Source organism: Humiphilus diazotrophicus (genome assembly GCF_059726315.1).
Window position 1 is genome coordinate 2,743,339 of the sequence record NZ_AP040870.1, and the last position, 15,754, is coordinate 2,759,092.

Consider the following 15,754-nt stretch of genomic DNA (forward strand, 5'->3'; position numbering starts at 1 on the left):
CTCAACTCTCAACTCTCGACAAATGTACTTACACCGCTTCAGCTTTAAGCTTCTGGAGTCGAGGTTCCCATTGTGCCCCCAAATCACAAACGGTATTGAATAATTGCGCCGCTAGACGTTTTCGAGCAATCGCTCCCTCGGAAGATCTTTCTTCCCCACGATGCCAACCTCTTCGAACCACCCCTCTGAAGTGCGATCAATGTTCTCCAGGTGAAATTCTCCCAGCACAGCATATAGCTGTTGGGCCAACTTTGAGAGAGTCGCACTTTCAGTTACGATCTTCTCGGATGAGGCCTTGCTTGCGGTTGAAAGGCTGGAGATTTCGGAAGCAGAGGAAGCAATTTCCTGTGATGCAGCGGCTTGTTCTGTAGCAGCAGAAGCAATCATCTGGACCTGATGATCAACATCCTTAGACGACCGAATTATCTCTTCGAGACTCCGGCGGGCTCTTGAAACCATTTCTGAAGCGGAATCGACTGTGTTCTTGCTATCCGCTACGAGATCGATAGTGGTAACAGTCTCCTGTTGAATACTTAGTATGGTTTTCTCGATACCTTCTGTCGCGCTTTTAGTGCGTTCCGCCAATTGGCGAACCTCTCCAGCCACTACCGCAAAACCCCGGCCGTTTTCTCCTGCGCGAGAGGCTTCAATTGCAGCATTCAAGGCAAGAAGATTCGTCTGATTGCTAATCTCACGAATCACATGAACAACTATGCCGATTTCTTTTGATTTTTGAGCAAGTGCGCTCATCTTTGATGTCACATCGATCATTACTTTGGCAATTTGCTCCATAATGGCAACCGTTTGGTCCATTTCGGAACCACCCTTCGTGGCCAGTTCACAGGAGGCCCGACTAGAGCGGGAAGCCTCTCCCGAGTTCGCACTGATTTCACTGATCGTTGCTGTCATCTGCTGTGTCGCCACCGCGATCTGACTGGCCCTCGACTCCTCGATTTCTGTATTCTCTTTCGCTCCCGCAGAATGATGCCGAAGCTCCTCGACTGCAGCAGAAAGCGTTTCGGATCCCTGCGAGATTGTCAGCAGGACTTGGCGCATTGACTCTATACTTGTGCGAATGGCGAGGGAAAGACTACCGATCTCATCTTCGCTATATATTTCCACTTTGGTAGTCAGGTCTTTTTTTGCCAGACTCTGCATAGCGACTGTCGCCTCCAACACAGGCCTGGTAATGAACTGGCTGAGCGTCCATCCAACGACGATGCAAAGGATAAGAGTACACAGAGTAATTATTTGCGTTACCCAGACAGCGCGGAGGGTATCCTTGCGTTCTTTTTGTGTACTTCCGATGCCCCCGTTCGAAACCAAATCGGAATTGACCCTTGCCTCGTCAAGAGCATGTCTGATTAAAAGCAGTGTAGAGTTCGCACTAAGAAGCTGAGTCGCTTCGGTATTTTTCCCCTGCATTACAAGCTGGAGGCCGCGTTCACTAACTTCCAGGTACTTGTCTGTCCAGAAACGGACCTTTTCGTAAGATTCTCTTTCTTCTTTAGCCCGGATTAGCGGTTCATAGGCCTTGATTCCCGACCAATAGGAATCTATTGCCCTCTGACGCATTTTTATAGTGTCCTTTATACAGTCCTGGTCATTACAGAGCACCATGACCAGATCCCAACGCGCCATGCGATCAATACTGATGTGCAGGTTTTCCAGGAGTGACATCGCGGGCATTTTATTGTCGCTGATGTCTACCGCGTTATTTGCAATCCCCTGAAAGGTAAAAAAGGAATAAACCCCAACGGCGACACAAAGGACCGACACAATCCCAAATGCAAATGTAAATTTTTGTGCGATCGGCAGATCTCTGACTCGTTTCATCACATCTCTTCTCTCAAAACAGACTTCGGCAGAGAATCACTACCGAGCAGTCAACTAATCTCCAGAAAAACGCACTTATAGTACGTATGACAACAAATCCAGTCCAGGTATATAACGGAAACTTACATAGCATCTGAGCTTTGATCTTCTGGAAATGGGCTGATGCTCAATCTTTTGAAGCACCAGCAACGCTCCAAGCTTTCCCCAAAGGGAGATGTACTTTACCTAAATCCTCCAACCTTCAGGCAGACACCCATTGGCAAGCTATATTCCAGTGGCTAGACACAACTGTTCTCCTACGCAGCCCAGCTGATTTGGCCGTTACGCCTAACCGTCTTTACCATGTCGCATGAAGTTGAATAGTGTTCCAAAGAGGGAAAGTTTTTTACGGAAGCAAATAACGCAGACTGACGAACTTCATAAAGATGTGTCTTTCCTTATGTTCTCCAGCTTCATACCAAGGGTCTAGTATCACGTACGAACGAACTTGAGCAAGACTAAATCATCTCTTGTTAATTTCTTCTTTCTGCGCTGCATTCATGAAAGCCATTACATCTGCACCCCAAATTTGAGTTCCAAGGTCCCATGTCGAGAATGCGATGTGCCCCATCCGTACATTTCCTGGATCTCCAAAATTGGGATAGAGTTTTGAAAAATTAGGCTCTCCCTTCTGTTTCAATAAGGGGCCAAGCCCTTCCAAAGGACCGGTACTATAATCATTTGCAGCTTCGATCAGGAAAATCGGACTCACTGCTGCATGTACCGCTTGTATTAAGCGCCTCTGGAGTATCGAATTGCTCCACAGTCTGGCCCCCCCTGAGAAGACAATGCAACCGCGGAGTCCGGGAACTGTCTCTGCAGAGATCAGCGTCTGCAGGCTGCCATAAGAGATGCCGGACATAAAGATCTTCGTGCTATCAATCGATTTGTTCGTGCGAAGCCATGCTACCGCCGAAATGACGTCTGCATTTTCATCGGCTAGCAATCTGACAAATTTTTCATCTCCAGCCATATCGGAGGTATTCTCCGCCTTGGCGGGACTCAACAATTCGTCAACAGTTTTGCCTGGGTTTCCTCCATGCCCTGGTCGGTAAGGAAGGAAAAATGCGAATCCGTGTTCTCCGTAGAAGCGAGCAAGTTCCGGTTGTGAATTGGGGTCCTTATCAGCACCGTGGTTGAACAGAACAACAGGAAAAGGCCCTTTACCCTGGGGGAGATAGAGAATTCCCTTTAGGTGAAGACCTCGGCTGCCGTATTCAATTACATTGCCGGGCATTTGTCCCGGAGCCAATGACGGCACAGGCGCATGCTTTGCGATCTTGTCATTCAATGTTTCTTGAGCACAAGCAGGAATCACACCTATCGTAGTCAGAAGCACGAGAATTGCAAACCTAAGACCATTCACAGCCATATCCTTATCCATTCTGCGTCCGAGATCATTTTTCTCATTGTCTTTGTTCCTTAAGCGCAAATCCCGGCAATCGTCTTCTATTCAAAACGTGTTAACGATTGGAGCCGTCCAAAATCCGACTTTGCCAATGTTCCCTTGTAAGATTGGAACGCGTCGGATAATATGGCGGGCAGTTCCGCGGATCCTTATCCCTTGGTGCAATTCCCGAAGTGTTGAGATAGTGATCTAGTAACTTTGATTCCAATTGTTGCTGGACAATCGAAAGCGACTTATCCCCGTACAGGTTGGTACACTCTCCCGGATCTTTGCCAAGATCATATAGCTCACTCTGCCCCTGAGGCCGCCGGATTAACTTGTGCGTTCTTGTTCTCACCATCGCACTTCGCGACACGCTTTCTGGACGCTCGTTCTGTAGTCTTATCTTACCTACATAAGGACCACGTACGATCGCCATAGGCTCGAAGCACTGGGGTTCGTAAATGTTATATCCACCCTCCGCAAACGCAGCGCGCTCCGCGTCGCCCGGGCCACCTTGCAGTTGCGGAATCAGGCTCCGTGAGAAATGAGTATGATTCGCGCGAGTCTCAGCAAGATCCAAAGAGGTTTGCATAATATCGTACAGTTCAACCATATCTTCGGAAACGACGCCAGGTCTGCCACCGGGTGTCCGAACCACCAGAGGCACATGAGTGAGACAATCCTCAAGACCGCTAGGCCATTTTTCAATTAGTCCGTAATCGCCCGCATAGTCTCCGTGATCCGACATTAAGAATACAGCCGTATCCTTAGCACGTCCTGTCTTCTCAAGCTTCTCGAGCAACTCGCCAAGTAACCAATCACTATAGCTGACCTGCCCATAGTAGACCGCGCGTATCTGGCGGAAAGTAGCATCATCTAGTTTAGAAAGTCCATATAGCTCCCGAATCCCTGCATGGAAATCAGGCTTTCCGCGCAGATTAGCGGGAGTCAACGGTGGAATCGCACTAGCGTTATACATACGATAAAAATCCGCGGGAGCGGTATAGGGAGGATGCGGTTCATTGAGCGGAAGAAATATGCAAAACGGGCGCTCGCTTTCCTTTCGATCTAATATTGCAAATGCCTCCATGATCGACTTGTAATCGGAAGTCTCAGTCCGATCACCCGAAGGACCAAAAAGCATCGAATACGATCCTGGCGTTAGGCTTGGAGAAGGGGGCTTCCCCTCCCCTAAAGTATCTTTCCACTCTGTCACACTGTCGTAGAACGACTCAGCGGCAAGTGCATCATTTTTTCCGAACCAGAAGACATCGTAACCAGCTTGTCGCAGATAACGAAAAAGATTCGGCTCTTCAGGACGCAGGAAGTAGAACAGACTCCGATGACCGCGAACGCTCGTCGGCCAACCAGTCAACATACTGCACCGAGATGCTCCACAGACAGGGAACTGTACATGACAGTTGGCAAAACGTGCGCCATCGCGCGCTAATTTGTCGATGTTCGGTGTTTTCGTAATGGGGTTTCCGTAACACGACAAGCTATCTGCCCGCATTTCATCCGGCATGAAGAAAATTATGTTCGGACGCGATGCAGACGGCGATCTCACCGATTTGGTCTGAACTTCCTCGCCAGCCGCTGACGTACCAGGCATACCGCTCGCTGCCGCCAACCCACCCAGAACTCCTGTACTGGAAAGACTCAAAAAATCTCTACGATTAAATTGATTATTCATGTTGTCCCTGTCTGTGGCTCTATATTTGGCAACTCTCTCTCAATCTATCGCCTGAGCATCCGATTGAGTGTGAAGTTGTTCCGGCTGTTTGACGATTGTTGGCTTGCCAGCCAATAGCCGCTCAAAATTCTCCAATTGAGGGTCCTCTGTACGTTTCATGTAATCGAGTAAAAGATGCTTCATCTTTTCGACGCGCTCGTGATGCTCCGAATGACTGATTACGTTCACCCTCTGGTCAGGATCCTTTTGTAAGTCGTAAAACGCGAGGGGCGCGCCTTCGACATACTGCTTCACACGAAGAGCAATCTTGGGGTTCGTCTCAGCGGCTCGTTTCATCGCCTCAAAGGTAAGCCCCTGCATAGACTCCACCTTGAACTTAAAGCTTCCATTCGACCAGGGCATGAAGATCAGGGAGTAACGATCATCCTGAATTGCTCTCATTGGATATTGAGCTCCAGAGCTCACGCCGTTAACCTGAGTAACCAGATACTCTCGATCTTTGCTCTTTTCCCCGCGGATGATAGGCATCCATGATTTTCCGTCGATTCCATCTGGAGCCTTAACAGCCATCAGTTCCAGTAGCGTAGGCATGTAGTCGATATTGCAGGTCCTGTCTTCGAAGGTTTTAGCCTCCCCCATATCCGGATAACACAAAAGCGCTGGAGTTCGCGTGCCCCAGTCATACACCGTCGCTTTCGAAAACGGAAAGGGCATACCATGATCGGACGAAAAGAAGATGATTGTATTTTCCGCCTCTGGTGCTTCAGCCAGAGCCTCCAACACTTTTCCAATAGTTACATCCATTCGCTGTGCGCTATTACAGTACTGAGCGAACTCCTTGCGAATATCGGGAAGATCTTCCAGGCAGGAAGGTGCCTGTACGTCTTCAGCCTTTAGCTCTCGCTGTACGCGATATTCTCCCTGTTCGTTATGATCGACCTCAGCAGCTTGGGGACTTCCATAGAATGGACGATGAGGGTCATTAAGGTTGCAATTGATAAAGAATGGCTGCTTGAGATCACGTGCTCGCTTGATGCCCTCCTTCACAGCATTGGCATACTCTGAAGGTCCCCTACCCTTTCCCGGGACGGAATAATCCCAAGGGAAGCACGATTTGGGCTGCATATGATTGAGCTTGTGAATACCGACGGTAAAATATCCTGCTTCTTTCAATACTGTCGTAAGTGTCGGAACACCTTCATGAATGGGATCAAAACCCAAGCCGCCGCTGCGATGTGGATATCTCGCTGTCATCATGGCCTCTCGCGAAGGCTGACAAATTGGAGCCGCAGCACGATTCCGCGTAAACCGATGAGAACGCTTTGCTAACTTGTCAAGATTGGGAGTCAACCCAAGCGAATTCCCCATGAATCCCGGAAGAGACCAGTTCATGTCATCCACAGTGACAAAGAGAAGATTCGGACGCTGATGAGGGGCCTCACCCCACGATTTAGCTCCTTTCGCGAGAGAGATTGCCAGGAGTGTTCCTGCTGACTGTTTTATAAAGTCCCTGCGTTGCATATCTGTCCTGTCCTTATATGCTGAGAACACGATTAACGTGTTCCGGTTTGTCATTACGCCTTCCAACAAAAACGGCGCCATCCATTCATCACAGCTCAATACTCAAGTCCAACTACCACACCTGCTTTAGCTCTGCGTTTCTCTTTCCATCCATGTGCTAACTTTTTCTTTGCCACACTGATACAACACGCTTCTTGTTTCATAAATCAGCTATGGAAGTACATAACGGAGATTCAAAAACTCCATAAACGCATGAGCTTTCCCGGGATGGTCTGGAGCTACGTACCAAGGAGCCCTGGTGGCATAAGAACTTTGAGTGATGAACTGTAGAGCTCCATACGACGGCTTTTGCCAAATAGTAGTAATACTTGCAAAGGTCGTCTCCTGAATTGAGCGGTTCTGAGTGTCAGGCCCACCCGGATATCCATAACCAATATAGGTTGAAGTTTTGGCATTAGGATCTAGTCCATAACGGCGCTGGAAGTAAGCTTGACTGTAGTAGCTGGAAATCGTTGTGCGAGGACTAATCGTCCACTCGAATCCAGCAATTGCAGATCCTGAATGAATCAGCGCGGCATTAAAAGCTGAGGTAGAGGACTTCGGCTGCAATACCACAAATCCGGGCCCCATCCCTCCTAAGTAGCGCCCTCCACCGTCACTCCAGTAGGCAAGACCAAGCAAGTGGAACCCTCTAAATATCTCGATAAACAGATTGCCAATGAAACCGCCTCCCTCCCGCGAGTCTGTCAATGCCTGTGCCTTGGTAATAGATGGTGGAGTGTAAGCCCGAACAGAGGTCAACAGGCCAGCTGCACCCACATGCCAATATAGGCCGTGCACAGTCCTGTCCAGAGTGACCTTCGCAATAATGTCCGGATGCCTGTTAGGCGTTGAAGTCCCACCGCCGCTTCCGCTGCTCGAATTTATATCCGTTTCCGCATTACTAAATAAAGATGGGAACGTAACTGCATTCCCGCTGTATTGCTCGGGATTTTCTAGAGAAATCCCCAATGCCACAGCATTCCCAGGATGGTAGATCAGGCGAAATTGAGCTTGTCGTGCGTAAACCAGACCGGCCTGGTAACTGGTATCGAGGTGGAAGGTCGTAAATAAGTCAGCCAGAAAGGGAGAAAGGGCTTTTCGCGTGGGAGTCATTAAGGACCAGCCCTGACCACCAAGAATTTCCCACTTGCCGCGGGAAATATTGAGATAGTACACCCGCATACGAAGTGTATTGCTATTCGTACTTACGTAGGCATTCCCAGGCTGGTACCCGTTGAAATCTGCTTCTAGATAACCATAAGCACTAAATCGCCCAATCGTCTCATCTACCTTCATACCGAACCGCGACGCTTGAGCAGTCATCCGAAACTCGTTCTCTCCCCCTTGAACGGTATTACGATATGGCAACAGTTGAAAGTTGGTCCCCAAACCACTACCTACATTCGTGCCACGATAATAGCTTGTGAAATCAATCCAACCATTGGGAGTAAATGTTGCATTGCCAATGCGGAAATAAAGATTTGCCGAATCGCCCGTCTTCGGATCGGAGTCCTTAAGGCCCTGTTCCTCCTCAACTTTCTGTACCGGAGACTTTACATTTGAATTGATAGCCTTCTGAGCCTGCAGCGCACCGGTCGCAGCATTCAGACGGAGCGTCAGCTCAGTCGATCCCCCGTCTGACCCACAAGTTAAATTTGAAGCCGTTGACTTTTCCCGCTTGTACAGCTCATTGATTTCTCTATTTTGTCGTTCGACCTGTTCCTGCAATCGATTCAGTTTTTCATCTTGCTCGCGAATGAGTCTTTGCATTGCACGCAGCGTCTCGGAAGCCTCCTGCGACGAGTTGGCTTCAGAAAGACCGCAACAAGACAGTTCCGAAAGAGATGAGGTCGGAGTGGCTCTCAGATCCTGTGCAATCGCTTGTCGATATGTAAACATCAGAGATGCTCCACCAATCAGCACACACGCTGCATTTAATACAAGAGCGCACATCAAATACTTTCTTTCCTTGCTTCTATCCACCAACGATTTCAGGAATTTTGCACCTGATCGTTAAGTCAAATCTCATCCAATATCGACAGGCGGAAGAGCAAGTCCTCGGTACCTACAAAACAATCTGACAGGTCCTTATCGACGTGCTCTCCTTTCTTCTTTACCGGCTCTCGGAACGCACCTGTTCGGCGCGCACCTTATTACTGCCTTTTATAAACTTGCCAAGTTCTACCGTTCTCCCTCTTTTGGCCGTAATTGCTGCAAGTTGTTCTCGCATGGAACTACGGATTTTCTGCATCGAGGGATCAGCTGCCAAGTTCTTCATTTCATGGGGGTCCGTCTGGTAGTCATAAAGCTCTTCTCCCACCTCAGTGCCCTGCCATGATGTATAGCGATATCTTTCGTTTCGGATGGAATAGCCAAAGATATCCGGATCTTGTGACGACGGACGGGTAACCTGGCTGATCGCCGGTGTACTCCAGGGAGCTTGGGCAGAGTAAAGCAATGTTTGCAAGCTATTGCCTTGAAGATTTTCAGGTACCCGATCCAAGCCGCACAGTTTCGCGAGGGTTGGATACACATCCAGATGTTCTACCGTTCTCTTGCACACTTGGCCACGTGTAACATCTGGGCCTGCAAAGATCAGCGGGACTCTCGCAGATGGTTCAAAGAGCGATTGTTTTTCCCATTGGCCATGTTCGCCCAAATTCCATCCATGATCAGCCCAAAAGACCACTATGGTACTCTCTTCGAGTCCGAGCCTCTTTAATTCGGCAAGTACCCTTCCGACCTGAGCGTCCATAAAAGATGTTGAAGCATAATAAGCTCGAACTGCTTTCCTGCGTTGCAATTCATCCATACCGAAATTAGCAGGATGAGTCCAATATGCAGCTTCCGGAGCTATTCTCAACTCTGAGGGATCGAAAGGCCTTGCCTGAATCGACTCCAACGGATACTTTTCGAAATATGCTTTCGGAACAATCCAAGGGACATGAGGACGGTATAAACCATATGCTAAGAAAAATGGCTTATCTCGTTTTTCGCGTAACAAACGGATAACTTCATCCGCACCTAAACTATCGGTCATAGCGGAATCGGGGGATTCCGATTCATAATAACTGATGGTACTTCCCAAAAGGACTTTCCCCGACTTGGAGTGGCGGGTCATCTGGGGAGTGAAATTTGTGACAAATGGTTCTTCATCTGGATGATCAACACCTCGTGGATTGAACTTGTAATCCCAATTCCCGGGATCATCCAGTCCATCCAATCCAATTTCGCCTGGAACATCCGTGTGATATACCTTGCCCACTCGCGCCGTATAGTAGCCATTCTTGTGAAATAGTTGGGGAATGCTTACAACATCCGGCAATGTGGTTCGAAAATGGGTAGTAATGTCATAGATCTTTGTCGTATCTGGAGCCATCCCGGTCATAAGCGATGTTCGAGATGGGCTACACAATGGATATTGGCAATAAGCTGCGTTGAAGAGAGTCCCACGTGCAGCGAGAGCATCCAAATGGGGCGATTGAACCGTTTGATTTCCATAGCACCCAAGCGAAGTATTCTGATCATCGACCGCAATAAAGAGTACATTCCTGGGAACCCGATGCTTTGGCCCTCTAGTTACTTGAGAAGAAAGTGCGTCGGCCACCGGCACTGTGGATAATGCCGCAGCCGCAGCCCCTGCCTTCAGGAAATCTCGTCTAGATAGTACGGACATATTTTCCTTTCATATTCCGGTTCGGATCTTTGAGTGAATCTTTGCTATCAGGATTCGCCTTTACTTCGAAAAACGTTGCCAACATTGCTATCTTTTCCGATGTTGTCCGATTCAGAATTGGAGAATATAGATGCCATTTTGCAACCAACATCGTTATCTACCTTCCCGCCGCCGGTATTGCTGTTGTATGCAAAGGCAGTCCACTAGCCTTATACTCGAATGTGTCATTCGTCTCTTTGCGCAGTGCTTCTATGCGATCTTTGAGTTGTGCCGTCAACTTCTCGTAACCGGCCTTTCCATAGAGATTATTCTTTTCATCCGGATCCTGTTCGAGGTCATACAGTTCAAACTCCTGCGGATCCGTGAAAAAATGTATGAGCTTGTACCGATTGGTACGAACCCCTCTGCAAGGGCGAACATTTTCGTAGCCGGGATACTCGTAGTACTCGTAAAGCCAATCTTTCCGCCAGGGTATGGTCGATTTTCCTTCGGAAAGAGGAAGCAGGCTCTTTCCTTGCATCCAGGAAGCAGCGGGTAATCCGGCAATTTCCAAAAGAGTAGGAGCAACATCAAGGTTCAGCACCATTTCTTTTGACTTACTTCCAGCACGCACCTTGCGCGGATATCGTAACATCATCGGAACGCGAATCGACGGTTCATACATTAGTCTCTTGTCATACATGTGGTGCTCACCGAGAAGGAATCCATGATCCGAGCTCAGCAGTATTGCCGTGTCATCCAAGATCTTTTGCCGTTCGAGCTCCGATAAAATCGTACCGACATTACGATCGTTATCCTGGACTCCAACATAGTGATCTTTCACCATCTCCTCGATGGAACGAGGATCGTCTGTAAACACTTCTGAGTATCCGATCTTGTTATCTGCATCGGCAACAGCACGTGGTTTGCCTGCATAGTTATCTTTATCTTCGTCAAACGTTGCAGGAACCTGAATCTTCGCTCCCATGAAATCTTTCGCCATATCCTTTGGGCGATAGAAAGGCGCATGAGGAGCGTAGAACCACAGAAAGAGACAGAACGGCTTATCACGTTTTTGCTGCAACCAATCTAGAGCTTTACGTGTCAGAAGCGTGTCGACATACTCGCCCTCATACAGTTTCTCTGGCCCGTATTTTCCACGCACGCCCTCGGTAATGATTGGTCTGTAATAATCTGCTTGACCGACAAAACCGAAATAGTAATCCCAGTAATGATCCATTAACGCTCCGGTGACATGTGACTTACCTATAAATGCCGTCTCATATCCAGCCTTCTGGAGCATATCCGAGATAAGTGGAAACTGCGGTGCAATAGAACCTTGTTCATTGGTAGCAGCTCCGGTTGAATGAGAATACATCCCAGTGAGCACTGTTGCGCGTGCTGGCAAACATAGTGCATTGACCACAAAGGAATTACGGAAAGTACATCCCTCTTCCGCAATTCTGTCCATGTTTGGAGTATGAAGTAATGGATTTCCAGCAGACGAGAACTCGTCCCAACGTACACCTTCTCCCAATATACAAACAATGTTTGGCTTCTTCGCTGCACCTTGAACTTGTGTTGCAAATGTTTTCAAGCCACTCAGAGTGCAAGCAGATGCGCCGACTGCACCTGCTATGTATTTCAATACTGTTCTACGTGTATGCATATTTCCTCATCAGATGCGTAGCGAATATCCAGCATCTGCGCTGTCAGGTGCTTCCCTAATCTCTCTAGTCCGCATTTGCGCGATAGCCAGCATTACTCCTGCTGTTCAGAGACTGAAGAGACATAAAAACCAACTTCTGGAATTCCCCATAACTCGTGGAAGCAATCGGAGTTGCTCCAATAAACCTCTCGGTGGTTGTTTGTGTGCCGAATTGCACACAAACAACCACAGGAATAGAGGCCTAGAATTCCAACTTGAGAACGAACTGAACTTCCCTTGGCGTATAACTCGCCGACGGAGTTGTTAGTTGTCCAAATTGGTTGGATGTATTTACGATCGAGTAATTGCCCGAGGTATCTTTATCCATTAACAGAGAATGATTTGGGGGAGCAAAATTCGCTGTGTTCGTCAGGTTAAATACCTCAGCCCGGAATAGGAGATTGGAGTTCCACAATTCTGGAAGAGGAAACGACTTTTGTGCCGACAGATCGAGCTTACGGTTGTGCGGCCCATGCAAATAGTTCTTGGGTTCGGAATAGGGACCAATGCTTCCGACAGGTGCTCCGGAGCCCATTAACTCGCCAATGGTTCCGGGCTGCTGATAGGCGAAGGCTTTGACATTGAAAAATGCACTCGGACCAGGATTGTCGAGAATTGCTTTGCCGACAACATTGGGACGCTGACTGTTCTGGGTCCCTGGAAGTGTTCCACTAATATTCAAGGCATTGGCAATGGTATAAGGAATACCTGTCGCCCACGAAAATACCGTGTTTACTCTCCAGTCTTTTACAATACCGCCGACCATACCGTGTTTGGTTTGACCAAAGGGTATCTCCCATGTGGCGGTCGCCGCCATGCGATGGCGAACATCCATGTCGCTGTTGCCATAGTCATAGCGATGACCTTGAACAACCTTTCCAATCTGCAGCGGCAATTCTCCGTAACCGGTGTTATTGTTAGTGGGATTTGTAACACCAGTGCTATCGTCCAGACCGTGCGCGTAAGTATAGTTAAAGTTATAACTCAGGTGATTTTGCATCCGGCGATTGATTACAGCTTGGAATGCATTGTAGGAAGATACTCCTTCAGATTTAAAGAAGGAAATGCTTGTTAGGTTCGGAACGGTCGAAGCATAGGGACGAACGTAGACCCCGGTATTTGGCAGAGGCGTGTTGATATCCGGCAACATCTGCCCTAGATGCCGCCCTTGAGACCCTACATAACCGACTGTGACATTGTTTTTGGCGATTACACGCTGTACCGAAAGGTTGTAGAAGGCAACCGAGCTCGCGCTCCAATTAGGATCAACTGCCCCGGTGACCGTGCCTGATGGATTTGCGATGCTGGGAGTGGTGATTTTCGGCAATCCGCCCGCAAAAGTTGTGTAGCCCGCAGGACAGAGGTTCGTTGTTCCAGTTCCATTACAGGGTCCGTATCCATACGTGAAAGGGGTATTGCTGAGACCCGCTTTAGCCTTCATATTACTCATGAAATAGCCGACACCGAACCCGCCTTTGATAACTGTTTGATTCCAGGATTGTAGAGCAAAACTAACCCGTGGCCCAAAATTGTTATAGTCCGTCTTGATCCCTGCGCTACGACTCACGCCATTCACACCTGCAACCTGCATCAGTCCCGTTTCGGCATTGAACGTGGAGATCTGATTTCTTGGATCGGTATACGGAGTGAAAATCTCGTAGCGGACGCCGACATCAACCGTTAACTTACTGTTTACCTTCCAGTTATCCGTGATATATCCTGCTGGTTCCCATGTTTGTAGATGGGGATTTGACAGAGCATATGTCCTGGTTACAGACTTAAAAGTTCCCTTGAGTAGGCTGTAATAGTTTGTAAAGACCCAGTTACCATCTCCGGTATTATTGGAGACGCTGCGGGTTTGGCGACGGATCAGCAGACCGCCAAATTTAACCGTGTGTGGTCCTTTCGTCCACATAGCTGAGCCGACATATTGAAAGTTATTCTGGTGGTTGTAATTGGGCAGTTGATATCCCCCGACGCCGATGCCCGTGCCGTTGCTCACCGTGATAGGCGCAAGTCCGGAGGTCGCGTCGCTGATATTGACTCCTGGCTGTCCCCAACTGGCATTGGGTGTCGTGCCATATCCTAGCGGGTACTTCATGACATCATTCGTTGTGAAGGAGAGTGCCAACATCATTGACCAGTGGTTATTAAACATATGGCTGTAATTAACTTGATAACTATAGCCATGAATCGCCTGCTCACCTGCAAGTGCCTGCAAGTTTCCGCCCGGGCTGACTCGAATGCCATCCACCTGCTCTTCGGGCAACACGCCTGGTGCGAAAGAACTCACTTTATTGTAGGTAAAGCGAACAAACATCGTTCTGCCCGGCCGGAAGCGGTGATCAACACGCGCATCAACGGTGTGCGAAAAGTTACTGCTATTTCCGCCACTTCCTGTCCAAACATTGTTCAGTTTTACGCTCTGCCCTGAACACGTGGTCGTCGAAGTTCCATTTGGCTTTGGATAAAGTTGAAAGTACTTCAACCCAATGGGATCAAATGAACTTGAAGCGAAGTTTTTGCCTGGATTGCAGCTTCCAGGTAGATCGTCGAACTTGCCAGGATTCTGCTCTTCATAGAGAGTCGGAGTCGTGATTTGACGTGGGGCTACGCCTTGGACCAGACGAAATCCTTCATAGTCCCCAAAGAAGAAGGTCCGCTTCTTTCGAATTGGCCCACCCAAGCTGCCGCCAAACTGGTTCTGGCGGAGCTCAAGTTTCTTCAGTCCTGACGTTACGCCGAATTCGTAGGGGAAGGAGTCAAAGATATCGTTGCGGAAAAACTCGAAAATACCACCATGGAATTTGTTCGTGCCGGATTTACTGCTGATAATTAAGGCACCACCACTAGTTCTTCCGATATCCGCTGTCACCGCCGAAGTTTTGACCTGAACCGACGAGATACTCTCCACCGAAGGATGAACCAGAGCTGTCCCATTGCTCCGGTCATTATTGTCCATTCCATCCAACAGGTGCTGATTGAGGGTGTCAGGCTGGCCATTTACCGAGATGGTTGCACTCTGGTGCTCCGCACCTGGACGGGACGAGTCTCCGGAAGCAACGCCTGCATTTGAGCCTTGATTAGCACCCGGCTGGATCAGCGCCAAATTGACATAATTTCTCTCGTTTTGCGGGATGTCCTCAACCGCTCGGCCAGAGATCCCTCCTTGAGAAGCAGTGGTGACGATCGCAGAACCAGACACAGTTTCTGAAGCCTCTCCTTGGGGCAAGATCGCCTGAATTGCAGCTTGCTCACCAGCATGTACGGTAAACTGCGCCACCTTATAGGTCTTGTACCCTGAAGCGGCGATATCGAGCGTATATTGCCCAGGATTCACCAGGAGAAATACAAAGCTTCCTGATTTATCAGAGACAGCAGTCCTTGTTTCGTGTGTGTCTGTGTTTGTGGCGTTAACACGGCTGCCTGCAAGAATCTTGCCCGTCGGATTCTTTACCGATCCAGAAATCTGCGCACTGGTAACCTGCCCATCGCAAGTCGGGGGAAAGATCAATGGTAAGAGACAGCTCAAACCTACTAGTAGTAGCCAGAATGTCCTTGTCCATCCAAGGACTTCATAATGTCGTGTTGCGTTCATGTGGTCTCCCTTCAAAATCACCCCACTCCTGCATCTTGGGGAGGCGGGAATAGTCCTCATCCTGTAAAGTTGTGCAGTTTTGGAGAACGCTCAGAACCGTACTTTCTGTAATTCAAGGCAATCAAGGTTCCTAACAGCAATTTGCCTGCAAAGATCGCAGCCTTGGTATATATCGTTATTATTTTCAGTTATTTATCCAGATTCGATAAATTGTAAGGCGTGAGTAAGATACCCTCCAAAACTCCTCGAACAGCTAGATCGAGCAAAAGAAC

Annotated in this window: 8 protein-coding genes; all 8 read right to left on the minus strand. The window is 48.5% G+C overall.

Annotation, left to right across the window (positions count from 1 at the left end; translation table 11 throughout):
- Positions 1–111: 111 nt before the first annotated feature.
- Positions 112–1,836 (minus strand): HAMP domain-containing methyl-accepting chemotaxis protein, encoded by a 1,725-nt coding sequence (locus AC6I7T_RS12015; RefSeq protein ID WP_497793684.1) that lies wholly within the window; start codon positions 1,834–1,836, stop codon positions 112–114.
- A 502-nt stretch (positions 1,837–2,338) separates the two neighbouring features.
- Positions 2,339–3,259 carry an alpha/beta hydrolase family protein gene (locus tag AC6I7T_RS12020; protein WP_497793685.1) on the minus strand — a complete coding sequence of 307 codons (921 nt, stop codon included), beginning with the start codon at positions 3,257–3,259 and terminating at the stop codon, positions 2,339–2,341.
- Positions 3,260–3,338: 79 nt separating this feature from the next.
- A complete protein-coding gene (locus AC6I7T_RS12025; protein WP_497793686.1) occupies positions 3,339–4,958 on the minus strand; it encodes a sulfatase family protein in 1,620 nt (539 codons plus the stop codon).
- Between the two features lie 39 nt (positions 4,959–4,997).
- Entirely contained in the window at positions 4,998–6,533 is a 1,536-nt protein-coding gene (locus AC6I7T_RS12030) for a sulfatase family protein (RefSeq protein WP_497793687.1), read from the minus strand.
- Between the two features lie 156 nt (positions 6,534–6,689).
- Positions 6,690–8,420, minus strand: coding sequence for a hypothetical protein (locus AC6I7T_RS12035; RefSeq protein WP_497793688.1), 1,731 nt, complete (start codon positions 8,418–8,420; stop codon positions 6,690–6,692).
- 214 nt (positions 8,421–8,634) lie between these two features.
- Complete coding sequence (locus AC6I7T_RS12040; protein WP_497793689.1) at positions 8,635–10,197, minus strand: sulfatase; 1,563 nt, start codon at positions 10,195–10,197, stop codon at positions 8,635–8,637.
- A gap of 157 nt (positions 10,198–10,354) precedes the next feature.
- On the minus strand, positions 10,355–11,845 hold the full coding sequence (locus AC6I7T_RS12045) for a sulfatase family protein (protein ID WP_497793690.1): 1,491 nt from the start codon (positions 11,843–11,845) through the stop codon (positions 10,355–10,357).
- A 241-nt stretch (positions 11,846–12,086) separates the two neighbouring features.
- On the minus strand, positions 12,087–15,482 hold the full coding sequence (locus tag AC6I7T_RS12050) for an outer membrane beta-barrel protein (RefSeq protein ID WP_497793691.1): 3,396 nt from the start codon (positions 15,480–15,482) through the stop codon (positions 12,087–12,089).
- Positions 15,483–15,754: the final 272 nt, after the last annotated feature.